This window comes from Hydrogenophaga sp. (genome assembly GCF_048549895.1).
Taxonomy (GTDB): Bacteria; Pseudomonadota; Gammaproteobacteria; order Burkholderiales; family Burkholderiaceae_C; genus Hydrogenophaga.
In genome coordinates, this window is record NZ_JBLYYB010000078.1 from 1 (window position 1) to 24,389 (window position 24,389).

The following is a 24,389-nucleotide window of genomic DNA, read 5'->3' on the forward strand; positions in this document are numbered from 1 at the left end:
GCCATCGGGCACCTTGCGCGCCTCGACCACACCGCGACCATCGGGCTCCAGCGCCTCGCCCACGCCACCGGCCTGCACCTGCAGCCAGGCGGCTGGCGCCACCACCGGCAGGTCATCGAGCCGGCATTCGGTGCGGCGCACCAGCACCACGTCTTCACCGTCCACCGCCAGTCCCTGGCCGGGCTCGATGAGCAGGCGCGCACCGCCCGAGCCGGGCAAGGCAAACACCTCCAGGCCGCGCACCACACCGGCGGTGAGCGCCCGCGCGCGGTGATGCAAATGCCCGGCCTGCCAGGTCTGGCGGCCTTGCAGCGTCGCGTCGGTGAGGGTGCGCCCGGCAAACAGGTTGGGCCGGCGGCGCCAGTCGGTCGCTGCTGTGCTGGCGTCTTCCGGCGACAGGGCCACCACGCGCTCGCCCTGCAGCGGTTGGTCAATGCGTTCGATGGTCACGTCGGGTCTCCCGGGTGAAGTTGGGACGGTTGGCCGGCTGGATCAGGCCTTCTTGCTGGAGGGCGTGGCTTTTTTCGTTGTGGTCTTGCGCGCAACGGCCTTGCCCGGCGCCACGGCGCGCGTCGGACGCGTGATGCGATCGGTCTTGGGCCGCCACTCGTCCACCGACTTCACCAGCGTGCGCAGCGCATCGGCATCCAGTGGTCGGCGCAGTTCGGTCTGCAGGTACTTGTTGAGCACGTCGCTGGCGATCGGCTCCAGCAGGCTGTTGGCCACGGCGGTCACCAACGCCGGGTCCTTGAGCGAGCCGTCGCGCTGCACGTGTTCGAGCAGCAGGCCCAGCGCGGCAGCGGTGAGCGCCGGCGAGGCCTCGTACCGTTTGCTCGCGAGCAAGGTCACAGCCACGTCCTTGGCCTTGGCCGAACTGTTCCTCTCGATCTCCATCCAGGGCTCGATGAGACCCAGGCTGTCCATGCGTTTCGTGACCCCCTCGCCCTGTGCGCCCGGGTCCACCGGCTGCACGTTCCACTCGGCATTGCTGGCGATGCGCAGCAGTTCGTCGGCCGGGATCGCGGTCTTGCTCTCGCGCTGGATCAGCGCCCACAGCGCCTCGTTTTTCTCGGGCTCACCCAGCACGGCGGCCACACCCAGCACCTGCGTCTTGTCCAGCGACGGTTTGCCGGTGAGTTGTTCGTTGGTGGCGATGGCGTCGGTGAGCAGGCCCAGGGCGGCGGCGGTGAGCACCGGCGACTCCAGGTAGCGCTTGCCCGCGAGCAGGCCGATGACGGTGCTGGCCGCCGCCGGTGTGGCCACTTTCAGCACCGCGTCGTAACGCGGCGTGAGCCCGAGTTTGGTGATGCGGGTGTTGAGGTTGAGTTCGATCACACGCTCGTCGTTGCCTGCGATCTCGCGGTAGCTGCCAGCCAGATCGTCGCGGTAGGCCAGGTGGCGCCGGCGCACGAACCACAGGTTGTTCAGGCGGGCCAGGCGCTGCCATTCGGCCTCAAGCGGACCCAGGGCCTTGCTTTGCAGCGCTTCGCGCGGCAGGCGCAGCTTCTGCAGGATCTCGAACGGTCGGCGCTGCGCGATCAAATTGGGCGCAGCCGGTTTGACCACACGCATCGACAGCAAGGCGCCCTGCCCCACCCGTGCGGCCACCGAGCGCCACTGCGCGCGCGGCACCGGCGCGAGAATCATCACGGCGGTGGAGTCCAGCGACTCGGCGGGCGCGGTGAGGTCGATGGGTTGCAGCGCCAGCGCTTCTTCGATCAGCGCAGGCAACTCGTCCTCGGGGATGATGGTGAAGTCCACATCGACCTCGGCCGGGAAGTAGTTTTGCGTGAAATCCTCCGGGTTGATCACTCCCGCCGGCAGGGGGCCGGCTGGCGGCAGCGCCGGGAAATGGGTGATGGCCGGAAAACCGCGCGTGCTGCCGGGCGGCGCCACATCGGCCAGGTGGGCCTGGTGCTGCATCAGGTGGGCCAGGCGCAGGCCGCGTGGTGCAAAACCCAGACCGGGCAAATCCCCCCGGTCGGCGCCGAGTTCTCGCCGCACCATGGCTTCGTCGATCCACACCACGGTGTTGTTCTGCAGCGCGATCATGGCCAGCGGCAGCACGTTGGCCGACACGCCGGCCGCACTGCCCTGGGTGAAGATCGCGCGCGCCGCGCGGCCACGCCGAGCGTCCAGCGCATCGGCGCCACCGTCGTCCTGCCAGGGCACCAGCACCACGGCGGTGGCCTCGATCACGTCACCGTCTTCCACCGTGCGCTGGCCGGTGATGGAGGTCGGGTAGGCGCCGATGGGGTTGGCGGTGAATTCCACCGGGCGCAGCGCCAGCACGAACAGACCGGTGCGGCTGCGCAGCGGGGGCTGCGGCAGGCGCGACAGACCGAAGCGGGCCGAGAGTTGCTCGGCCACCGGCAGGTTGGCCAGTTGCACGTCGATGTTGCGCGGCAAAAGCACGAGTTCGCCCGAGGGTGTGACGCCGTGCCCGCTGGAGACCACCAGCGTCTGGGGCTGGCCGCCTTCCTGCACAAACAAGCCCGTGGCCACCCCGCTGCCGGCGGCCTGGCCCAGGTCGGCCTCGCGCGTCAAAAAATACTGCTGGTCGCGGATCAGGTCGCGCGCGGCGAGAAAGCGGCCGTCGAAATAACGCGGCCGGCCGCGCCGGTGGTCTTCGATCAACACGCCCGCGTCGCGCAGGGTCTGCACCTGGCTGGAGGCGATCGTCTCGCGGGTGGTGCCGGTGTTGAGGTTCATGGCGTGCTCCAGTGAAGGGATGGGAAAACATGAATGGCTCAGAGTCCGGTCCAGCGCGCGAGCACGCCCAGGCCTGGCAGGAAGCGGCGGCTGTGGTTGTCCACCAGCACGGCGCTGCCCTGGCGCTGGGTGGGGTCCAGCGGATTGACCGGGATCAGCACGCGCGCAATGAACACCGCGCTGGCGTCCACCGTGGGCGGGTGTTCGGGGCCGCGCGGCAGCTCGCCGGCCGTGCGGTGGTAGCCGTGCAGCACGGCGTCTTGCAGCGCAGCGCGGCGCTCGTCGGCGTCGGCCGATGGGTTGTCCATGGCGGCCTCTCGCGCCAGCGCTTCGGCCGCCGTTTCCTGGTCCACCGGCAAGGTGAACGCGCCCGCGCGCAGAGGCAGGCCCAGGCCGGTGTCGGAGAGGTTCTGGCGCGGTACCAGGTGCAGCTCGTAGGCATCGCGCAAGCGCGACACGCTCACGGCGTTCAACGCATCAAACGGGCCGCTGGCGAACGCCGGCGTGAGGCCGCGCGGGCAGGCCACGAAACGCAGGAACACGTCGGCCACCACGGCGCGCACGGGCAACGCCACACCGGCCTGCGCGCGCGCCGAGATGAAGCGGCCCGGCGATGTGTAGTCGGCCTGCTGCAGGCTGGTCCGCGCGGCCTCGGCGTCCCACCAGGGTTGCAGGCGCAGGCAGGCCGGGCGCGGCAGTTCGATGAGGCGACCCAGCCGGTCCACCGCGAGGCCGGCGTTGACCTGGATTTCTTCCGGTGCCGCATCAAGGCCCGTCTCGACCGCAGGCCGGTGTTGCACCAGCAGCCCGGCCAGTGTGCCGCTGCCAGCCACGGCACCGAGCGCCCGCGCGAGCTGGCTGCGGTGGTAGGTCTGCTCGTCCAGAAAGTCCTGTGCGTCCAGCAGCATGCCGGTGGCGTACACCGGGCGCTCGCCCAGCGGCTGGCGCGTGAGCGGATCGGCGGTGCTGAAGGTGGTGGCCGTGTTGGCTGTGGAGGTCATGGGTCACTCCTTGCGGGATCGGGGCTTTCTGTTGCGGGGCACAGAGAGAGGCTCTGCAGGCACCACCGGCGGTGGCGCGGCTTCGCCACGCAGGCGCGGGTCCAGCGTGGTCGGGCCGAGCACGAAGTCGCTACCGCCCAGCACCGAGCGCTGCACACGCACCGGGCGCGGTGGCACGGCACGCGCCAGGTACGTATCCACCCCCACGAGGCTGGCCACACCCACCATGAAGGGCCAGCTCGCGGTGGCCACCCGCACCTGCACGTGCGCGGGCGACTCCAGCGCCACGATGCGGCGGATGAGCCCGATGTCCACCTCGTCCACCTCGCGGTGCACCAGCACGGTGGCGCGGTGCGCCAGGCGGCCATAAAAGTCGGCGATGTCCTGGTCTTCGCTGGCGCTGGTGGCTTCTTCGCGGTACAGCGCCATGAGCTCGGCGCGCGCCTGATCGCCCAGCACCAGCGTGTCGCCCACCACCGAGTTGCCGCTGACCTGCAGGCCCGGCAGCAGCGGATCGTCTTCATCGGCCAGGTCCACCCCGAGCAGCGTGGCGAGCAGGCGGCGCAGGCGGAAGTCTTCCAGCACCACCACCTCACCGCCGCTCACGCCACCGCCGGTGGCCACGTCCAGCGCCAGCGCCAGACCGCGGCGTGTGCCGTGCCAGCGCGCGAGTTCGGGTGCGGTCTGCAGCCAGGCGCGGCGCCGTTCTTCAGGCAGGGCCGCATCGAAGGCCAGCGCCACCCAGTTGGCCAGCCAGTCCAGGTGTTTGGCCGGTGTGCTGGCCGGGTCGGTGAGCAGGTGCGCGTGGGCCACGCGGTCTTCCAGTTGCGTGAGCACCCCTTCCACATTGGCCAGGCTGCGCGCCAAAAAGTCGGCGGGCGAGGCCTGCGGGCGGTACACGCCGATGGCGTGGCCGTCGAGCAAGAGGCGCCAGCAGCGCGCGCTGCCGCCGTCGCGCAAAAGCCAGCTGCGCCCGGGGTGCTCCACCACCACCTGCGCGCCGTCGCTCACATCGATACCGCCGGTGGCCAGGCGCAGCAGCAGCGCCACGTCGGGCTCACCCCCCAGATCCAGGCCTGCGGCGTGGCCTTCGTCCACACTGTCCAGGCGCTCGCCGGGCAGCTGCGCCGCATCGCCAAACCGGGTTTCGCGGTAGATGCGCGGCAGGTACTGCTCGGCGTAGTTGAAGCGGCTGGCCCAGGCGCGCAGCGCCACCACCTCGGGGCTTGCGCGGCCGTCGCCGTGCAGGCTCAGGCGCACCCACAAATAGCGGCCACTGAGCGAGCGCACCGCTGTCCGAGCGTTCTGCACCAGCACAGAGAACAGACCGCGCAAACCACGCTGCGGTACCCACGGCGCCAGACCGGGATGGGCGGGCAACTCCGAGGGTGCACGTTCCCACACCGCGTGCGGCACATGGGGGCCGGAGGCGGCGGGATCGATGCCGCGCACATCGCGGCCAAACGCATGCGGGTGCCAGGCATCCAGGCGCTCGGCTGCGGGCGGTTGCGGGTCGTTGGTGGCGGCGAGCCACACCACCACACCGCAGGCCGGCGGGATGCTGGCCTCCATGAACACGCGGTGCCAGGTGGTGGCCGGTGTGCCGCTGTCGATGAGCTGCGCGCGCAGCTGCCCAGCTTCGGCGGTGAAGCTGGCCGCCGTGCCGCTGCGCGCGAGGTTGGGCAGGGCCAGCGCAAACAGCGGCTCGGCCGCGTCTTCGCGCACGGGATAGTGCGCCACGCCCTCAGGCCGGTGCACGAACGGCGCCTCCACCTGGTCGCTCGCGAGCGGAAACACCTCGCCCAGCGCGGGCAGCTCGCCGGCCAAGGTGTGGTCGATGGCAAACGCAGGTGCGTCGACCCTGCCCGGCATTCGCACGGCGATGCGCGTGCCATCGAGCCAGGTGAGCGCATGCGCGTGCAGCGCACCGCGCAGCAAGCGCATGGGGCCGGGTGTGCGGGTGGCTTCATCCCAGCGCCGCACCCAGGCCTGGCCTGCGGTGTTCCAGCCCATGAGCAGCAGACCACCGGTGGCATGGCAGGCCAGCGCGAACGGCTCGGCCACCCCGCCCCAGCCGCCATGCACCACACTCATCGCAGGCACGTGGCAGTTCTCGGGATCGGGGCGGAACACGCCGGGCGCGTACGCATCGCTGGCCGGTGTCTGGCTGGGCAGCGGGTACCCCTTCAAACGCGCGAGCCGTCCGCTGCTGCGCTCCAGCGCCCACACACCGCCCTCGGGGTGCGCCGCCAGGCGCCACGGCGCAAAGCCCGGCTCGGTGATGTTCACCGCGTCCCAGCGACGCCGCAGGTCGTGCATGAGCACGCGATCCGGCAAGGCGACGTACAGCACCCCGTCACCACCCACGCACAGGTCGGTGGGCGCGGCGTCCAGCGGGAGTGCGATGGCGGCCTCGGGCAGATGCGCGCTGCGCACCACGATGGCCTGGCTGGGTGCGTGCCAGCTGCACACCACGCCCTGCGCATCGAGCGCGCGCGGCACCTCGTTCAGCGCCAGCAGCGCCGCACTGCGGCTGGCCGCCATGTCCGGCGGCGCTTCCAGTTCACGCTCCGAGGCCAGACACAACGCGCTGCAGTCCGCGTGCCATCGCACATGGCCCAGGCCCTGCCCCAGCGTCGGCCAGTGGGCTGGCGCCTGCAGCGACCAGAAGCGGGAGCCGTTGGCGTCCATCAGCAGAGCTCCGGCACCACGGGCACCGCGACGGCGTTCGCTTGTGCAAACGGGTTGGGCAAGGCGCGCAGATGCGTCGGCGCCTCCCCACCTTCCACCACCACGATGGACAACAGCTCGGGCAGTTGCCAGGGCTGCAGGCTCAGCGTCTGCTGGGCACCGGCCTGGTTGCGCGGCAGCAGCGCCCAGTCTTGCTGGCCGCCGACGCCCTGGCGCGCAAACAGCTGCAGGCCGGTGACCTCGGCCACACCGGCCACGCGCGAGACCTCCACCTCCAGTTCGCGTTCGCGCACCGAACGCCCGAGTGCCCAGCCTTCGCCGTCGAGCCCGCCGGGCGCCAGTGGCCAGAGCAGGCGGCGCAAGGCTTCGCGCACCTCGTACAACAGCTTGTCGCGCGCAAACCCTTCGCGCAGGCGCAGCGCCACCGACAAACCCAGCGGCACGTATTCGCAGCCGATCACATACAGCTCGGTGGCCAGCGGCACCCGCGCCGAAAGGTGGGCGTGCACGCGTTCGATGAAGGGCCGGTCGGGCCGCGGGTTGGGTGCGGGCGCCAACGCGGCGGACGGCAGCACCACCACGCTCACCACACCGGGCACGTTGAAACGCCGGTCGCGGGGCTTGAAGCGCGGCATCACCTCCACGCGGCCCACATCGGCCGCTGGTGTTTCCAGCGCGAGGCGCTTGAAATCGTCGGCGGTCACCGCGCGTTGCTGGTGGCGCAGCGAGGCGGGTATGCGCCGCTCGGCCTGGGGCAGGGTCTCGGCGTCTTCACCACCGTCCATGGCCAGCGGCTGGTGCACCTTCATGGCCGGGGCGCGCTGACCGCCCACGAGCGTGGCGGCGATCTCGCTCAGGCTGCCGGGTGCGAGGTTGCCTGCACGCCCACCGCCGAAGCGCCCACGCGCCAGCCGCACGCGCATGAGCCGCTCGGGGATGCGGCCTCGCACGCCGTCGCCAAAACGCAGGGTGCCGGCCTCGGCGTCGAGCTCAAACGCACCGGCTTCGCGCGCCACCAGCGCGTCGGCGCTGATCGCGGCCAGATCGTCCACACGCTGCCACGGCTGGTAGCCGCGCCCGCCGGGCTCTTCTACCTCGACCACCAGCGTCTGTGGGTCCACCGAACCGGCGGGCAAAGCAAACGCCTGGTCGGCCGCGCCCGTGCTGGTGCCCAGCACCTGGCCTTGCAGCGTCACGCGCTGGTCCACTTCGGCGGCGTTGATGCCCAGCCAGGTCAAAGGCAGACGTTGCACCTGGCTGCCGGGACGCGGGCGCACGCGCAGCCAGGCCACCAAGCGCGCGGCGCGCGCCGCGTCGTCGAGCCGGGGCGGCGCGTCGCCCACACCGGCCAGCGGGTTCACGCCCACCTGGTTCGAAGGCACCCAGATGTCGTCAACGCCGGGCAGCGGCAGGCGCAAGGTGCCGGGCCGCGTGAAGCCGCGCGAGCTGTCGCTGCCGGGCAGCGGCTCCAGCGTGAGGTAGTCCAGCGCCTGTGTGCCCGGCCGGCGCGTGACCATCTCCCAGATCACCGGCACCTCGGCCAGCGGGCCCACCTCTTCAAACAGCGCGGGCAAGGGCAGCGCAGGCACGATGCCCAGCGACAGCAGCGACGGCACGCCCGAGTCACCACCGCCGAGTGCGGCGCGCACGCTGTCGTTCACCCCCACCTGCTCCGACTGACCCGGTGCGGCGGGTGCGAGCAAGGCAATCCACAGGGCGCGGTCGGTCGAGCGCTCGAACACGTCAAAACCACCCGGCTCGGCGCGCCCTTCACCAAACACCGCCAGCGTCTCATACCCCTGCACTGCGCCGCTGATGCGGTGCACACGCGAGAGGCCACTGATCACATCGGCCATGCGCGCCGTCTCGGTGTCGGTGAGCTTGCGTTTGATGTAGACCTCGCCGGTGACCGGCAGCACGGTGGTCTCGCCCAGGGTCTCGAAGGGCTGCGCGCCTTTGAGGCGGGCACCGGGCAGCAGCGAACTGGCGCGCAGATCGGCCAGCGGCTGCGCATACGACAAACCCACGATGCCGCGCGCCGGCTGGGCCGCGCGCAAGCCCTGGCCGAGCAGCTTGAGAAACACAAGCCGTTGGCGCTCGGGGATGAGGTTGGCGCGGTAGAGCAGCGCATCACCCAGCCAGGCAAACAGCTCCAGCAGCGTGCGACCGGGGTCGCCCTGGCGCGGGTTGGTCCACTCGGGCGTGTGCGCGGGAATGCGCGCGATCAGGTCTTCAACGAGGTCGTCGAAGCGGCGGTCATCAAGGCTGGGCGGGATGATGGGCATCTAGGTCTCCAGCTGCACGTTCACATTCATGCGGCCCGGCGCACCCGTGCGCGCCAGCCGGTACTGGATCTCCACCCGCAGGTGGCTCGGGGCATCGGGCACGTCCCACACCTCCACCGCGTCGAGCAGGATGCGCGGCTCCCAGCGCGCCAGCGCGCTCTGCACCAGATCGCGGATGCGCCGGCGCGTCGCCAGCGTGTTGGGCTCGTGCAGCAGGCTCTCCAGCCCACCGCCGAATTCGGGGCGCATGAGTTGCTCGCCGGGGCGTGTGCTCAGCACGATGCGGATGCCGTCGCGCACGCTTTTCTCAAGCAGCGGCCAGCCGAGCTGGCCGTGTTCGTCGGGCACGCCGAGGAACGGAAATCCGATGGGAGCCGAGGTCGCGTTCATCAGTCGCCCTTCTTTGGAAACGGAATGCAGATCTTGATGAAGGCCAACCAGCCGAAGATCAGGTTGAGCAGGCCGAGAAAAATGCTCAGCACGATGAAGGCGCAGATCGTGATGGCAGGCAGGCTGAAGCTGCAGATCCAGCCGATGGTGATGCCACCGTCGGGCGGCTTCTTGCCCTCCATCAGGTCTTTCGGGTTGCCGCTCAGCAGGTTCTGCAGCGCGGGCGGCACCGCAAACGACACGTTGGGTTTGAGCGATGCGAGCAGGCCGGGCGCGGTGATGTCGGGCAGGTCGATGCGCACCGGCGGCGCGCCCGAGCCTTCGAACCACGGCGCGATCACAAAGGGTTCGGTGGCCTCGCTCCAGACGATGCGCGCCGGACAACCACACTCGGGCTTGAGGCGAACAAAAGCGCGCACCACGTACTGCGCGCCCGCGTCGTCAAAGCGCCCGGGCGCGGGGTTGAGTTGCACAAAACGCTCGGCCACGGCGCGCGAGAGCGCCAGCCGCAAGGCGCTCGCCTGGTGGCCGGGCAGCGCAGGCCAGCGCGTGGGCATCTCGGGCCGCGCGGCCTGCTCGTTGCGCTGCACCAGCACCAGCACCGCCTGGCGCAAAAAGGTCTCGGCGTTGACCGTGCGCGCCACCGATTCACCGCTGCGCAGCTTCAAAGGCAGGTGGATGGCCGCGAGTTGCTGACGCAGCGCCCGCGCCACGGGCGAGGTGCCGGCAAAGGCGTTGAACTCACCATCGAGCTGCCGCAACAAACGCAAGAAGCGCTGCATGCTGCTGCGCGAACCACCGCCGGGGTGCAGGCGGTTCCAGTGGTCGTTGCTCAGGCCGTTGGGCCGCACGGTGGTGGCGATCTCGGCGGCTTCGGTCCAGGTCGGGTTCAGGGTCTCGCCTTCGAGGGGGAAGTCCATGGCCTCGCCGCGCAGGGCCTGCACCAGGTGGTTGCGGAAATCGGCGCTCTCGGGTCCGAAGGTGTTGGCCTCGTCGAACACCGGCGCGGTCTCGGCCAGCTCGCCGCTCACCGTGGGCACCAGACCGTAGTAGACCGTCTTGCCCGCAGCCTTGCACACCTCGGGCGGCGCCACGAACATGGGCACCACGTGTTCGTTCAGCAGGGTGTCCTCGCGCTGCAGGGCCAGCTGCATGAGTTCGTGGTCGATGTCGGCCACGCCGGTCTGGCCGCTGTGCAGCCGCAACTGGCTCGCCGGGTCGTTGGATGCGCCACCGATGCGCTGCACCGGCAGCCAGCCGCGCAGGCGCCCGCGCGAGCGCATCCAGCCTTCTTCGGCGGCGTTGCCGGCGCGGCGCACCCGGCGCACCACCAGCCCGGCCGACTCGACGCGCGCCGGGTCCAGGCGCGGTGTGCCCGGTGTGTCGCACCAGGCTTCGAGCACGGCCAGGTGGTGCTGGCGCTGGATGGGCTGGAACAGCTTGAGCACCTGGCGCTGCGTGCGCGCCGCCGCGCGCGTGGCGAGCAGCTTGGCGCGGCCATCGGCGCTGGTGATCTCGTCCAGCACCGCGTCGATGAAGTCGCCGTCAGACCGCTGCAGCAGCAGAGGGGCGCCGCCCAGCGCCACACCGCGCGGCGCACCCAGGGCGACATCGTGTGGAGGTTGCATCAGGGTGCGGGCCATGGCATCACCACACGTTCCCGGCGCCCGGGGTGTAGCTGGTGGAAATGACGGCGTTGGTCTGCAGGGTGGCGCACTTCACGATGCCCGAGAAGTCGGCCATGGCCGCGTCCACCTTGACCATGCCCGCGGTCACTTCCACCTGCGAAGCGCTCACTTTCACCTTGGCCGACGCCGTGATGCTGATGCCCGCCGTTTCCATCACCACGCGGTTGCCGTTGGCGTCTTCCAGCGTGATGGTGCCCGGCCCGTCCTGCAGCGTCACGGTTTGCCCGCCGGGCGTCTCCAGCGTCAGCGTTTCCTGGCCGTCTTCGTCCAGGATGGTGATGGCCACACCGTTCTTCGACTTCAGGCGTTTGGTGCGGTGCTGGCCATTGGCCAGGTCGGCGGGTGATGGCGAGTTGCCGTTCCACAGGCCGCCGATGATCAGCGGGTGGCGCGCGTCGCCGTTCATGAAAATCACCAGCACCTCGTCGTCCACATCGGGCAGAAAAAAGAACCCCCGGTCGTTGCCGGCAAACGGTGCCACCACACGCGCCCACAGCGGCGCGTCCTGGTCGGTCACGCCGTCGTGCGCCAGCAGGCGCACCTGCACCCGGTTGCGGCCGGCGGGATCGTCGAGCGACACCACCTGCGCCAGCGCACCGGCCTGCAGCCAGGCGGCGGGGCGGTCGAACAGGCCGTCGCGTTTCATGCGCCTTCCCCAAGAAACGCGCACTCGCCGCTGAACTCGGTGCGGTAGCCCGCCGTCTGGTCGTACATATGCGAGACGGCGCACACGAAGTAGCGGTTGTCGAACTGCGGAGACAGGCCGCTCACCGACACCGTGGTGCCCACGCGGATGGCGGGGTTGCCTTCGCTCAAACCTTCGATGCGCACGAAGCGGCGGGCACGCTGGTCCAGCGCCGCGGTGGCCACGGCCTGGGCCTCCGCGTCGCTGCTCACCGCGAGGTGGCCGATGTGTTCCTGGCGCGCGCCAAACGCTTCATCGAGCCACGACAAGCCGCTGCGCCCGCTGCCCGGCCCGCTGTGCGTGATCTGCGTGGCCTCATGGCTCACCGCGCTGCCGTCCACCGGGTTCCAGCCGGTTGCGCTGGTGGCGGTGACTTGCTGCGACAGGTCGGCGATCACACGGGCGCGCATGAGCTGGCCGAACAGGGCCAGCTCCACCTCGCCGCGCGCCACGTCGCCGCGTGGTGACACCTGCAACTCATCGCCCACGATCTGCAGGTCCGCGTCGAAGCGCGCGAGCAGGCGGCGCAAAAAAGCCAGATCACTCTCGTTGATCTGCGCCCAGGTGTCCACCGGGCTGGCAAGGCCGGTGACGGTCGGGCGCAGGTTGAGCGCACCGGCCACCTCACGCACCACATCGGCCGGCGACAGGTCGGTGTAGGTCTTGCTGCGCCGGGCCAGGCGCGCGGCCTGCAGCGCGTCTTCGGCCAGCACCGTGATTTCGGGCGCGCCGCCCATGCTGAACAGCAATTCGATGGCACTGACCTTGCCGCGAAACACCTCCACCGGTGCCTGCACATCACCGGCGTACACCGCCAGCTCGGCGCCCAGCTTCAGATCGGACTGCGCACCAAAGGCCTGCTCGGTGCCGCCCGCCGTGGTGCCCACCCAGTTCGAGAGGCGCAGCTCCAGCCGGCTCATGCCGCCTTCGCTTTCGTCCATGCGCATGGCAATCAACAGGTTGGACAGCCGCACATCGGCCTGCCCGGCCAGCCGCAGCGTGGGGCGCGCGCTGTAGAGGGCTTGTCGGCTGAGGGCGGTTTCGGTCATGGCGAGTGGACTCAATCGGTGTGCAGGCGCCAGGTGCGCTCGGCGCGCAGGTCCAGCGCCTGCTGCATCGCCTCCAACGCCTGCGGGTCGTCGGGTGACGCCGCCGCGCTGGCCTGCGCGGCCGGTGGTGTGGGCCGATCGGCCGGCACTTCGGCAGTGACTTCTTCAAACGTGATGGGCATGTGTGTCTCCCCGGGGTTCGTTCAGTCAAAAGCGATGCGGGCCTGCAGGTCGGCGGCCGCGCCCACGTCGGTGCCCAGGCTGCCGGCCCCCGATCCGCGCGCCATGCCGCCCGGCGCGAACCCGGTGGCCCCCACGCTCACCTGGGTCGAGGGCAACAGGGCTTGCGCGTTGGGCAGCGATGCGCCACCAGCCGCACCGGTGCGCAAGCCGGCAAACGCGGCACCGGCGGTGGCACCGATGCCCACGCCCCCGCCGATACCGACTCCGACTCCGACGCCCAGCCCGGCGCCAGCCCCCACCGACAGCGAGCCCGACGCAAACGCCGCCGGCGCGCCCAGCGACACCTTGGCATCCACCAGCAGCGACGCGCTGCCGCCAAAACGCAGGCTGGCCGAGGCGTTGGCACTCGCCACCGCTCGAGCCGCGCGCGGGTCCCCGCCAGCAGCGGCCACACCCGACGGCCCGGCACCGCCAGGCACCTCCATCGGTGAGGCCCCCGCACGGTCTGCGGACGAGGCCGGCGCGCTCGCGCTTTCAAAGTTGGGTGCATCGCTGGAGAGCGTGAGGTTGATGCCCGCGCGCAGCGGCACACCGTCGTGCGAAAACAGGTCCAGCGTTTCCTTGTACTGCTCCACCGTGCCCACGAAGCGGTAAGCGCCCCAGCTGAACTCCACACGCGGCGGGGTCTTTTCGTTCTCGCCGCCAAAGGGCTTGAGCATTTGCGCCATCTTGTCGGTGAAGCTGCGCACGTCTTCACCGCCTTTGACCTTGTCGTCGAGATTTCCAGCCGTGGTGTCGAACACCAGGTCCATGGTGAGCTTGGCCACAGTGGCGCTCACGTACTGGCGGCTGCCCGCGCCCTGGCCGGCGGGGCCGAGCGTGTTGGACACGGTGTACTGCAGGGAGGCCGGGTTGAAGTGCACCTTCACCACCTGCTCGGGCGCCGGACTCAGCGTCTTGAACTCGGCCACGGCGATGGTGCGCTCGGTCATGGTCAGGCCTTGGGAAACGCCAGGGTGAGGCCCTCGTGGGCCAGGTGCAGCTCTTCCACCGCCACCTCGGTGGCGCGGGCGTTGAGGTCGGCCGCCTTGAACTTCACCGGCATGCAGCGCGCGAGCGACCAGGTCATGACCTTGGTGCCCGCGCCGTCGAGCATGTCGATGTCCACGTCCATGCGCGCGGCGTAGTCGCCGCCCGAGACCATGGCAAACCACTTCCAGAGGTGGCGGTTGTCGGTCATGCCGCGCTTGAGGATCACGGTGGCATGGGTCACCTGCCCCGCGCGCTGGAAGGCGTGGTGGTTCACGCCACCGCTGCGGATCACCTTGGGCTCCATGGTGGCTTCAAGACCGGTGCATTCGGCGAACGCGCCCCTGCACATGTCGACCTCGTTGCCCTGCGCCGCGCCTGCGCCCGACTGGCGAAATCGCAGCTGGAAGCGAAAGGGGATCAGCGGGGCGGAGACCTTGGCGCCCGCAGCCGAACCGGTGCCCGCCCCGAGACCGATCGATACCGAGGCACTGGCGGAAAACTCGGCACCGATGGCCATCACGCCACCTCCCGCACGCTGGCCTGGCCCACACCGGCCGCTGCAAGCGCCAGCACCACGGTGATGCGCTCGATGCTGTGCGCCGGCAGCACGGTGATCTCGGTCACGAGGCGGCCGTTGTCGATGTCGTTCTGCGTCATGGTGCTGCGGTCGCAGCGCACGCTGAACGCATCCGCTGGTGTGGCACCGGCCAGCGCGCCCACGCGCCAGAAGCCCTTGAGCAATTCTTCAAAGCTGCGCTCCAGCCGTGCCCAGGTCTCGGGGCCGTTGCCGTCGAACAGCACGCTCTGGCCGCGCAGCCGTGCTGCGCGCAGCAACGTGGCCATGAGGCGGCTCACACCGCCGCTGCGCCAGGCCGCATCCACCGTGGTGGTCACATCCGACTGCAGTGCCCAGCCACCGGCTTGCTGCGTGAAGAGGCACACGCGTTCGGCCAGTTGCGCGCTCGGCGACTGCGGGCCTGCGCCCCAGCCCGGCAGCGGCACAGCCGTTTGCAGATCGCGCAGCGCCGGCATGGACGTGTCGCCGGCCACGCTGGCGTGGGTGCCGCGCGCCAGCGCACTGCCCGCGATCAGGCCGGCCAGTGCGCCATCGGGCGGCTCCAGGCCTTCGGGCAAATCCAACGCAGCGCTTGTGGCCAGCCACGGGTAACCGAGTTGCACGAAGGCGCTGGCGATGGACAGGCCACTGGCATCCACGCGGCCTTCGGCCTCCAGCACACCGCTGCGCCGCAGAAACGCCAGCATGTCGCTGTGCGCGTGCACGCCGCCGTCGCTCACCGGCCGGCGCGCGTCTTCGCGCGGCAGGGGCAGCGCGCCCACGAACAGCATCTCGCGCTGGTGTTGCGCCAGAAAGGTGCGCACGCTGGCCACCGCCACGCGCCAGGGGCCGTAGCCCGGGCCGTCCAGGCGCGGTGCGTGCAAGGCGCGCAAGCCGGCGTCTCTGGGCAGCGGGGGTTCGTCGGGGCTGCATTCCACAAAGCCTTCAACAAGGGGCTGCAGCGGCACGGCCACCGAGGGTGCGAGCGGTTCGGTGGAGCACGCGTCGGGCAGATCGGGCAGGCACAACAGGCTGGCTTCGGACAGGCCCACCACGTGCCCGATGCCGCGCCAGGTGCGTGGGTCCATGGGCTCGAACACCTCGCCCACCGAATCGCGGTCGCTGAAGCCGGGGATGAGGCGGGCCAGGCGCGCGCGCCGCTTGGCCGCGCGGTTGGCCGCAGACTCCAGAAACGCCCACGGGTCGCCCACACGCACCACCACCGCGCGCTGACCACCGCGCGCAAAAAAGCTGCGCACAGCCGCACCGAGGTAGGTAGCGCACAGCGAAGGCGCGCCGCTCACCACGTCGGACGCACGACCCACCAGGCGCTCGTCCCACGCAAAGAGGCGGTCAAAGAGGGCCCAGCTGTCGACCACCACCGGCACGTTCTGCAGCGCCTCCAGCGCATCGGCTCCCTTGCGCCATGGCCCGTGCACCCAGCCCGCGTCCGTGAGCTGGCGGCGCACCGACATGGGCAATGGTTGATCGCGCCGGCGCGCCACGAAGCCCACGAAACACGCCACGTCGGTGCGCTCCGGCGCGGTGCGCAAAGCAGGTGCGGCGGTTTCGAAAACGAGGCTCATGGTCTGGCGTCCAACACGATGTCGGGAAATTGACACGAACGAAGCAACGCAACCCAAGAACACCACCGAACCGGCTTTGCCGGGCGGTAGGTGTTGCCCCCTTGAGGGGGTCGCGCGCAGCGCGGCGGGGGTGTTTTCATGGTATCTAGGCGGTGATTTCCATCGCTTCTGCGGAGAGCGCAATCTCTTCCATCGCCACATCGCCCCCACCCTTGCCCGCCAGCGTGGGCCCGGTGTATTTCATCGGGATCACGCCGCGCAACACCCAGGTCTGCACGGGCGTGTGGGCTTCGTCGAGCAGGGTGATGGTCACGTTGCGCTGCGCGGCCGGGCCCTGCGTGCGCGTCTGGCTGATCCAGTCGAACAGCGTCTTGCTGTTGAGGATGCCGCGCTTCAAGGTCACGTCGGCCACCTTGTGGATGCCGGCGACCTTGCGCACGTGGTTCTCCTTGTCGTTGCCGTTGCGGTACTCGGCCACGGTGACTTCGGTGCCGATGCCGCTGACATCGGAGAAGCCGCCGAAGACCTCGCCGCCGTCGAAGTTGACGAGGTAGTTGAAGGCGCCGTAGGGCGTGGTGCGGTTGGCCATGGTTCAGCTCCTGATGGATCGTGTGGGACGGGAGGTCACTCGCGGGCGTCGGCCGTTTTCTGGCCGATGCGGAAGATCACGAACTCGGCCGGCTTGATGATGGCCACGCCGATCAGGCAGATGAGGCGACCGTTGTCCAGGTCGTTCTGCGTCATGGTGCTGCGGTCGCAGCGCACGAAAAAGGCCTCGTCGGGTGAGGTGCCGAGCAGCGCGCCGCTGCGCCACTCGTTGTAGAGAAAGTCGGCGATGGTCTGGCGGATGTTGGCCCACAGGCGCTCGCCGTTGGGCTCGAACACGGCCCACTGCGTGCTGCGGTCGATGGAGGCTTCGAGGTAGTTGAAGTAGCGCCGGTCGCTCACGTATTTCCACTCCGGGTCGCTGGAGATCAGGCGCGCACCCCACACGCGGTTGCCGCGTCCGCTGAAGAAACGCAGGCAGTTCACACCGGCCGGGTTGAGCAGTTCCTGCTGCGCAAAATTCACGTCGATCTCGAAGCGCAATGCACCGCGCACCACCTCGTTGGCCGGCGCTTTGTGCACGCCGCGCTGCACGTCGTTGCGCGCGTAGATGCCGCTCACAAAACCCGAGGGCGGCAGCGCGATTTCTTTGGGAATGTCTTCGCGGCCCGGGCGCGCCAGCGGGTTGGACACCACCACCCACGGGAAGTACATGGCGCCGTACTTGGAGTCGAACAAACCGCGGTAGGTGCGCGCGGTGGTGGGCAGCAGTTCGGGCGGTGTGTCGAGCACGGCGATGCGGTAAGCGCGGCGGCCTTCGGCGTGTGCAATGAGCGCGCTGGCAATGGCCTGCGGGTTGTCGTCGTCGTCCACGCCGTAGGCCGAGCTGCCGGGCGCGGCGACGATGGACACGTCTTCAAGCGATGCAATTTCGGACAGGGCGAGCGCGTAGTTGGTGGACGTGGGCTCGGCGCCGTCGGCACCGCCGGTGAGCGTCCACACGCGTTCGGGCTGGCCGGCGGCGTTGTTGACAGCGCCATTGAACAGGCCTGCATGCAGCTCGGAAGGCGTCACACCGGCGCCCACGCTGATGGCATACAGGTTTTGCAGGTGGTCGCTGCGCCGCGACGGCGTGGCCGACATCACGTGGCCGATCCAGCGCGGGTGCGTGTTGGTCAACCCCATGTCTTCAAAGCCCAGGCTGTTGCCGTCGCCGTCGATGGTGAGCACCGAGAGCGTGAGCAACTGCGGCGTGCCGGCCAGCACATTGGCCTGCGTGACCGCCTCGCCCGCGAGGTTGGCCGCCGGGCGCCAGCTGTTGCCCACGCGCACCAGCAGGACCGCGCTGCCACCCACCGTGGCGCGCACCAGGCTGCCGGGTGGCGCGTTGTTGAGCGTGGTCTCCGACGCGGGTGTGGCGGCCTCGCGCACCACGATCCGGCCGTTGCCCACGGCGCCGGGAAAACGCGCGGCAAAGCCCACGCCTTCGTCTGTTCCGGCCACCACCTGCACCGCCGCCGCTGCCGGGCTGGCCCCCACCACACGGGAGACGTAGAGCCGCGAGCCGCCCTCGTTGAAGAACGCACGCACCGCATGCGCGAGGTAGTTGGTGCCCGGCACATCGGTCCCCAGGGAGAGGTCGGCAAAGCCGCCGTAGATGCGTTCGAAGTCGCCGTAGCTGGTGAGCAGTTCGGGCGATTCGGGGGTTTCGTCGTCCACCCGGTACGGCCCCTTGCGGGTGGGGCCGACAAACGCGGTGGTGCTGGTGCCCACCCCTTCGATGCTCTTGGCGCGGAAGCTGGTTTCCTCGACGTATACGCCCGGCGCGAGGTATTCAGGCATGGTGGTTCTCCTTGTGAAGTGCGGGTGGGAACATCGCGTTGGTCCTCAAGGCAGGTCCACCCCGAGGGAAACATGCAGCGGTCGACCGGCCGCCAGGTTGACCAGCACGCTGGCCTGCGGGAGGCCGGCGCGCGCTGTTTCGATGGCCGCCGGGTCCACCAGCGGCACGGCGTGGGGCGTGCGGCCCGCCTGCAGCACGGACTGCGGCGTGCGGGTGACGCTGGCGGGATCGGCCACGGCCTGCAGCTCGGCCGAAATCTGTGTGACGACCACGTCGCCCGGCTCGCTGGACCAGGTGGTCACGGGGATGCCCGCCACCGGCACCAGCGCTTCGCCGCGCCAGTCAGACAAACCCAGTGCGCGCACCGCGCCCGCCGCCACCACGCGCAACAGCACGCCGCCCAGCGCATCGCCACTGCCGGGTTCGAACACGCTCACGCTCACGCAGGCCCAGTTGGAGCCGACCCGGCCTGTGGCCGAGGGGTACATGGGCACGGTCAGTGGGCGAAACAGCGAACCCGGCTGCGCGGCGTTGGCCGGGTCGGCGTCGCGCGGGAGCGCAACGCGCACCAGCCGTGGCAGGTAGTGGCCCAGCGGATCGGACACGGTGAGCATCAGCGTGAGCGACCCCACCGGGACATCACCCGGCGGGCTGGCAAACGCGGCCGTGTGGTGCACCAGCGCCGGCCAGCCGTGAATCACCAGCAGGCCACTGCGGTTGCGCAGGATGCGCGCGCCGGCAGGCGCCTCCACGCGAAGGGTTTGCTCCAGCGGCGCGCCGGTGGTGGCGTCCACACAGCGCAGGGCACCGAGCACGCGGCGCTCCACACGTTCGACCTCGGTGGCGTTGAGCAGCAGGCTCATGAGGCCACCCCCGCGCCGTAGGTGTACCGGCTGGCCACCACCGGCACGGCCTCGGGCAAGGCGTCGGGGTCCAGGCGCACGGTGCGCGCGATGTAGGAAGCCGAGAGACGGTACGAGGGCTCCAGCGCATCCCAGATGCGCATGATGTCTTCGGTGGACAGCTCGGCCGGCACGATCTGGATCACTTCGTCCGCATCCCAGGCGGGCTCGGGCGAGAGGGACGAGGCGTCGAGCAAGGGGTGCAGGTGCAACTGCCGCATGGCCCAGGCCATGGTGATGTGTTCGTCCAGAGCGGTCGCACCCCAGGCCGACAGGAGGATGTGCAGGTCCAGGTGCAGGGGTGCGGGCAGTGCGTTGGGCGCCCGCGAAGGCCGCTGCTGGCGGCTGTGTTCGTTGACGGTGGCCCGGTAGAGAAAGAGGCTCACACGGTTGCCGTCGGGGGGCGTGTTGGTCATTTCCTGGGACGACAACACCTCGAAATCGCAGGCCGGCATGGTCATGCCGTTGGTGGCCGCCGGGTAGGTGTTGTTCAGGAAGGTCGCAATGGAGCTGCAGACCGAATGCATCGCCAGCACGTTGGCCATGGATTCACCCCCGAGATGCGTGAGACCACGCGCGCAGGAAACCCCGTGAACGATGCATGTCACCCCCTCCCGAAGTCGTCAAACCGTTATGGCAATGAACCTTTATGGATCACTTGATCGTCAGTTTTTTACAACTAACGTGTGATTTATTTGACGTTTTTATACCGCTTGTTCGCTCAGGACGCGCAAACAACTACGTTTTCAAAGATGGATTTACAACTGCACACATTCGGCGCGGATCGGCCGAGTCGGTCGCCCCGGGGCAGGCCGCTCAGGGCCTGATGTTGTTGCGCCGGATCACCTCGGTCATGGCGGTGGTGTCGGTTTCGATGCGACGGCGCAGACCCTCGGGCGAGGCGCCCACCACCTGCCAACCTTGCGCAAACATCTTCTGGCGGATGTCGTCGCGCCGCACGATCCCGGCCAGCAGCGTGGCCAGGCGGTTCGCGTGTGCCCTGGGCAGGCCGTTGGGCGCAGCCACGGCGTTCCAGATCTCCAGCTGAAGGTTCGGCACCCCCACCTCGCCCAGGCTGGGCAGCTCGGGCACCAGGCTGCTGCGCCCCGCCGACGTGACGCCGATGGCATTGAGCTTGCCCGCGCGCACCTGTGCCATGGCAAGGCCCGGCGGCAGCAACGCCATCTGGATCTGGTTGGCCAACAGGGCCGCGATCACCTGCGGGTTGCCGGAGTACGGCACGTGCACGGGTGCGATGCCGGCGCGCTGCCTGAGCAGTTCCATGCCGAGGTGCGCCACGGTGCCCACACCCGGCGTGCCGTGGTTCCAGCGGGCACCCGACTCCCGGGCTTGCGCGAAGAACGCAGCGCCAGCAGGGCTGCCCGCCGGCGCACACAGCACGAGCGGCGCGACCGCGAGCAAGGACACCGGTGCGAGGTCTTTCAGCGGGTCGTAGGGCGTGTCGGGGTTGAGGATCTTCGCGATCGTGAGGTTGCCGTTGATCATCAGCCCGATGGTGTGGTCGTCGGTGGCGCGGGCCACATGGGCCGCAGCGATGTTGCCGCCCGCACCGGGCCTGTTTTCAACGACCACCGGTTGACCCAGCGCCTGCGACAGGGGCTCGGCCAGCAGGCGCGCCATGAGGTCGGGCGAAGACCCTCCGGGGAAACCCACGACGATCCTGAGCGGGCGGCGGGGCCAACCGGTCTGAGCCCGCGCCTGTGCAGTCGGCAGCACGCTGGTGGCCGCCAGCGCCACCGCAGCAGCCAGGGCCGAGCGGCGGCCGGTGTGCGTGTTCATGCTGCCCTCCTGGAGCGGGGCGAGGGGTCCGGTGGTTGTTCGGGCTCGGGTGGGCCGTTGTAGAGCCACGGGTTGTCCAGCAGGCGCTCGCCCAGCAGGCGCATGGCGGTGTCGCGCCCCCAGCGCACCAGCCCGGTGGCGTGAAAGATGCGGCCGTTGCGCTGCGAATGCTGTTGCACTTGCGCATTGCGTTGCCAGCGCGTGTCGGCAAACGCCGCGAGCAGCAACGGCCAGTCGTTTTTTTGGTTCGCGTATTGATGCACGCGGCCCAGCGTCCACGCGTCTTCCATCGCCATCGCCGCGCCCTGCGCGAGGTAGGGGCGCAGCGGATGTGCCGCATCACCCAGCAGCGCCACCCGGTCCTGCGCGTGCTCGTGGGCGCCGGCCATGGCCGGGCGGTCGTTCAGTGCCCACAAGGTCCAGCCCTGCACGGCTTCGATCATCGCCAGCAGTTCGGTGCAAGCCGGGCCGATGGCCCGCTGAAGATCGGCAGCACGGGCTTCGTGCGACCAGGCCTGCGGGTCCGAGCCCGGCTCGCCACCATGGCCCTGGCCCAACACACCGTGCACCACCGCCACCACGTTGATCCACTCGCCACTCCGCACCGGGTAGTGCACCACGTGCATGCGCGGCCCGAGCCAGGCGGTGATGTCGTTGGCACGCAGCGCAGGCGGCAGATCGCCCGTGCGCACCATGCCTCGGTAAGCCAGATGACCGCTGGCACGCACGCCCTGCGCACCCAGCAACTGCGAGCGCACCCGGCTCCACAGCCCGTCGCAGCCCAGCAGCGCGCCACCGCTCAGCGTGCTGCCATCGTCCAGCGAGGCGCTCACGCCATCGGATGTTTCTGCAAACGACGCCAGCCGTGTGTTCAAGCGCCATTCGGTGAGCTCCTGCCGTTGCACCGCACCGAACAGCAGCGCATGCAGATCGGCCCGGTGCAGCGTGGCGTAAGGCTGGCCGTAACGCGCCAGCGCCATGGCCCCCAGGCGCAACTGCCCAAGACCGGTGCCCCGGTGGGCATCGCGCACCCGCAGCACCTCGGGGAACGCGGCACAGGCCTCCAATGCATCGCCCAACCCCCAATCGGCCAGCACCCGCGTGGCGTTGGGCCCCAGCTGCAGCCCCGCCCCCACCTCGCCAAACGCCGCCGCCTGCTCCAGCAGCACGGTCGGCACACCCTGCCTGGCCAGAGCCAGGGCGCTGGCCAGGCCGCCGATGCCCCCACCGGCGACGATCACTTGTTGGTTCATGCGGGGATTGTGCCGGTGCAGGCCGGCGGCGCCCTCACAAAATCCGGTTGAACCACCACACCGACAACCCCGCCGCGAACAGCGCGAGGATGGACGCCACCAGCGCGAGCAAGCCGGCGATTTCGGTTTCTTTTTTCTCCACCGTCAGGCGCGAGCTCAGGGTCTCGTAGACCTTCTTCAGGTTGTCGGCCGTGCCGGCGTAGAAGTACTCGGCCTGGGTGGTGCGGGCCACTTCTTTCAGGCTGTCCTCGTCCAGCCGCACGCGCATGGACCAGCCCTCAAACCCGATCACCTCGCCATCCACCGTGCCCACGCCCACGGTGTACACGCGCACACCTCGGTCGGCGGCCATCTTGGCGGCCTCGGCGGTGTCCACGCCGGTGGTGCGCTGGCCGTCGGTGAGCAGGATGATGGCGGCCGAGCCGTAGGAGCCCGGGGCCACCGGCACAAAGGCCTTGGGCTCGGTCTTGGGCTGGTCGATGGCGCGCCCTTGCGGGGCAAACGGATCGCTGTTGCGGTTGTAGGTCATGGCGCCGATGTCGAAGCCCTGGCCGGGGAACAGCTCGGAGAGGGAGACCACGATGGCGCTGCCGATGGCGGTGGCGCGCTGCAACTGGAACTTGTCAATCGCGGTCACCAGGTCTTCGCGGCTGAGCGTGACGGGCTGCACCACCTGGGCCGAACCGGCAAAGGCCACGATGCCCACCTTCACATGGCGCGGCAGCTCGGCGAGAAACGCCTTGGCGGCGTTTTGTGATGCGACCAGCCGGTTGGGCTGCACGTCTTCGGCGCGCATGCTGCCCGACACGTCCATGGCCAGGATGATGGTCTGCTCCTGCGAGGGCAGTACGATGCTCGCCATGGGCCGCGCCGAGGCCAGCAGCATGGTGGCAATGGCCAGCAGCAGCAACACCGGCGGCACGTGGCGCCGCCAGCCCGGGCCTTTGCCCATGGCTTCGCGCACGATGGCCAGGCTGGCAAACCGCACCGCCGCCTGCTTGCGCCGGCGCAACAACCACACGTACAGCAGCACCAGCAGCGGCAGGGCCAGCAGCAGCCAGAGCAACTGCGGCCACAGGAAGGTCACAGGGATGTTCATGGTCGTGTTCCTTCACGGGGAGTGCCGAAGCTGCTGCGGTCGCGGCTGGGCATCTGGGACGGCATGCTGCGACCGGCCTGCGCGTGCTTGCCGGCGCGCAGGCGGCGCTTGCGCAGGTCGATGAAGCGCACCACGGCTTCGGCCAGGTCGTCGTCGGTGGAGAGCTCCAGCGTGTCGACCCCGGCGCGCGCCAGGCTCTCGCGCAGCTGCGCCTCGCGTTGCGCGGCGATGCGCGCAAAGCGCTGCCGAAAGCCCGCGTCGTGCGTGTCCACCATCAGCTGCTCGCCGGTCTCGGCATCGCGAATGGGGATCAGGCCGAGGTCGGGCAACTCCAGCTCCAGCGGGTCGAGCAGGCGCACGGCCACCACATCGTGGCGGCGCGCGAGTTCACCGAGCGGCTTTTCCCAACCGGGTTCGCTGATGAAGTCGGACACCACGAACACGGTGGCGCGCTGGCGCACCGTGTGCACGGCGGCCTTGAGCAGGTCGGAGAGTTGGGTCACGCCGTCCTTGACGCTCGCGTCTTTCTTCGGCGGCTGCAACACCATCTGCATCAGGCGCAGCACCTGCGTGCGGCCGCCGCGCGCGGGCAGCACCGCGTCCACCACCGGTTGCCCGCGTGAGCCGTAGAGCACCGCGCCCACGCGGTTGCCGTGGCGCCCGATCAGGCGCGCGAGCACGGCGGTGAAGTCGAGCAACACCTGGCTCTTGCGCTGGTTGCCCGAGCCAAAGTCCACCGAGGGGCTGAGGTCGAGCAGGAACCAGGCGGCCATCTCGCGGTCTTCGGTGAACACGCGCACATGCGGCTGCTGCAGCCGCGCGGTGACGTTCCAGTCGATGTGGCGCACGTCGTCGTGCAGCTGGTATTCGCGCAGGTCGGCCAGATCGAGGCCCGAGCCGCGCATGAGCGTTTTGTAGTCGCCTTGCAGCAGGCCGTCGAGCTTGCGCAGCACGGTCCACTCCAACCGGCGCAGCAGGGCGTCGGCCCGCAGCGTCACCGGTGTGGCCAGCGCGATGCCTGCGGCCTTGGCCGGCGCATCGGCAGCGCCGCGATCGGATCCGAACAGGCGTTTGAAGAACATGCTGTG

General features: G+C 69.8%; 21 protein-coding genes. All 21 read right to left on the minus strand.

What is annotated here, in order from left to right; translation table 11 throughout:
• Nucleotides 1–450 (minus strand): hypothetical protein (locus ACN4F8_RS08055; RefSeq protein WP_419473087.1); only part of this gene is annotated, 450 nt, incomplete at its 3' end.
• Nucleotides 451–492: 42 nt separating this feature from the next.
• Nucleotides 493–2,712, minus strand: a complete 2,220-nt coding sequence (locus ACN4F8_RS08060) for a hypothetical protein (RefSeq protein WP_419473088.1) — start codon at nucleotides 2,710–2,712, stop codon at nucleotides 493–495.
• Nucleotides 2,713–2,750: 38 nt separating this feature from the next.
• Nucleotides 2,751–3,713, minus strand: coding sequence for a hypothetical protein (locus ACN4F8_RS08065; RefSeq protein WP_419473089.1), 963 nt, complete (start codon nucleotides 3,711–3,713; stop codon nucleotides 2,751–2,753).
• Between the two features lie 3 nt (nucleotides 3,714–3,716).
• Nucleotides 3,717–6,404, minus strand: a complete 2,688-nt coding sequence (locus tag ACN4F8_RS08070; protein ID WP_419473090.1) for a phage tail protein — start codon at nucleotides 6,402–6,404, stop codon at nucleotides 3,717–3,719.
• Nucleotides 6,404–8,689 (minus strand): putative baseplate assembly protein, encoded by a 2,286-nt coding sequence (locus ACN4F8_RS08075; RefSeq protein WP_419473091.1) that lies wholly within the window; start codon nucleotides 8,687–8,689, stop codon nucleotides 6,404–6,406. The genes ACN4F8_RS08070 and ACN4F8_RS08075 overlap by 1 nt, the downstream gene beginning before the upstream one ends.
• Complete coding sequence (locus ACN4F8_RS08080; protein ID WP_419473092.1) at nucleotides 8,690–9,079, minus strand: GPW/gp25 family protein; 390 nt, start codon at nucleotides 9,077–9,079, stop codon at nucleotides 8,690–8,692.
• The gene (locus ACN4F8_RS08085) at nucleotides 9,079–10,722 is read right to left on the minus strand and encodes a hypothetical protein (RefSeq protein ID WP_419473093.1); all 1,644 of its coding nucleotides are present in this window, start codon (nucleotides 10,720–10,722) and stop codon (nucleotides 9,079–9,081) included. Before ACN4F8_RS08085 ends, ACN4F8_RS08080 begins: the two co-directional genes overlap by 1 nt.
• Nucleotides 10,723–10,726: 4 nt before the next feature.
• Entirely contained in the window at nucleotides 10,727–11,413 is a 687-nt protein-coding gene (locus tag ACN4F8_RS08090) for a phage baseplate assembly protein V (RefSeq protein WP_419473094.1), read from the minus strand.
• Nucleotides 11,410–12,501, minus strand: a complete 1,092-nt coding sequence (locus tag ACN4F8_RS08095; RefSeq protein ID WP_419473095.1) for a phage late control D family protein — start codon at nucleotides 12,499–12,501, stop codon at nucleotides 11,410–11,412. Before ACN4F8_RS08095 ends, ACN4F8_RS08090 begins: the two co-directional genes overlap by 4 nt.
• A gap of 11 nt (nucleotides 12,502–12,512) precedes the next feature.
• Nucleotides 12,513–12,683, minus strand: a complete 171-nt coding sequence (locus tag ACN4F8_RS08100) for a hypothetical protein (protein WP_419473096.1) — start codon at nucleotides 12,681–12,683, stop codon at nucleotides 12,513–12,515.
• Between the two features lie 21 nt (nucleotides 12,684–12,704).
• Complete coding sequence (locus ACN4F8_RS08105) at nucleotides 12,705–13,676, minus strand: hypothetical protein (RefSeq protein ID WP_419473097.1); 972 nt, start codon at nucleotides 13,674–13,676, stop codon at nucleotides 12,705–12,707.
• Between the two features lie 2 nt (nucleotides 13,677–13,678).
• Nucleotides 13,679–14,233 carry a phage tail protein gene (locus ACN4F8_RS08110; protein ID WP_419473098.1) on the minus strand — a complete coding sequence of 185 codons (555 nt, stop codon included), beginning with the start codon at nucleotides 14,231–14,233 and terminating at the stop codon, nucleotides 13,679–13,681.
• Complete coding sequence (locus ACN4F8_RS08115) at nucleotides 14,233–15,858, minus strand: phage tail protein (protein WP_419473099.1); 1,626 nt, start codon at nucleotides 15,856–15,858, stop codon at nucleotides 14,233–14,235. Before ACN4F8_RS08115 ends, ACN4F8_RS08110 begins: the two co-directional genes overlap by 1 nt.
• A gap of 145 nt (nucleotides 15,859–16,003) precedes the next feature.
• Nucleotides 16,004–16,447 (minus strand): phage tail protein, encoded by a 444-nt coding sequence (locus ACN4F8_RS08120; protein WP_419473100.1) that lies wholly within the window; start codon nucleotides 16,445–16,447, stop codon nucleotides 16,004–16,006.
• Nucleotides 16,448–16,482: 35 nt separating this feature from the next.
• Nucleotides 16,483–18,246, minus strand: coding sequence for a phage tail sheath family protein (locus tag ACN4F8_RS08125; protein ID WP_419473101.1), 1,764 nt, complete (start codon nucleotides 18,244–18,246; stop codon nucleotides 16,483–16,485).
• A 45-nt stretch (nucleotides 18,247–18,291) separates the two neighbouring features.
• Nucleotides 18,292–19,110: a hypothetical protein gene (locus tag ACN4F8_RS08130; RefSeq protein ID WP_419473102.1), complete on the minus strand. Its 819-nt coding sequence runs from the start codon at nucleotides 19,108–19,110 to the stop codon at nucleotides 18,292–18,294.
• A complete protein-coding gene (locus tag ACN4F8_RS08135; RefSeq protein ID WP_419473103.1) occupies nucleotides 19,107–19,694 on the minus strand; it encodes a DUF4255 domain-containing protein in 588 nt (195 codons plus the stop codon). The genes ACN4F8_RS08130 and ACN4F8_RS08135 overlap by 4 nt, the downstream gene beginning before the upstream one ends.
• A gap of 271 nt (nucleotides 19,695–19,965) precedes the next feature.
• Nucleotides 19,966–20,949, minus strand: a complete 984-nt coding sequence (locus ACN4F8_RS08140; RefSeq protein WP_419473104.1) for a Bug family tripartite tricarboxylate transporter substrate binding protein — start codon at nucleotides 20,947–20,949, stop codon at nucleotides 19,966–19,968.
• Nucleotides 20,946–22,202 (minus strand): FAD-dependent monooxygenase, encoded by a 1,257-nt coding sequence (locus ACN4F8_RS08145; protein WP_419473105.1) that lies wholly within the window; start codon nucleotides 22,200–22,202, stop codon nucleotides 20,946–20,948. The genes ACN4F8_RS08140 and ACN4F8_RS08145 overlap by 4 nt, the downstream gene beginning before the upstream one ends.
• A gap of 34 nt (nucleotides 22,203–22,236) precedes the next feature.
• A complete protein-coding gene (locus ACN4F8_RS08150; RefSeq protein WP_419473216.1) occupies nucleotides 22,237–23,289 on the minus strand; it encodes a VWA domain-containing protein in 1,053 nt (350 codons plus the stop codon).
• Between the two features lie 8 nt (nucleotides 23,290–23,297).
• Nucleotides 23,298–24,383, minus strand: a complete 1,086-nt coding sequence (locus ACN4F8_RS08155) for a DUF58 domain-containing protein (RefSeq protein ID WP_419473106.1) — start codon at nucleotides 24,381–24,383, stop codon at nucleotides 23,298–23,300.
• Nucleotides 24,384–24,389: the final 6 nt, after the last annotated feature.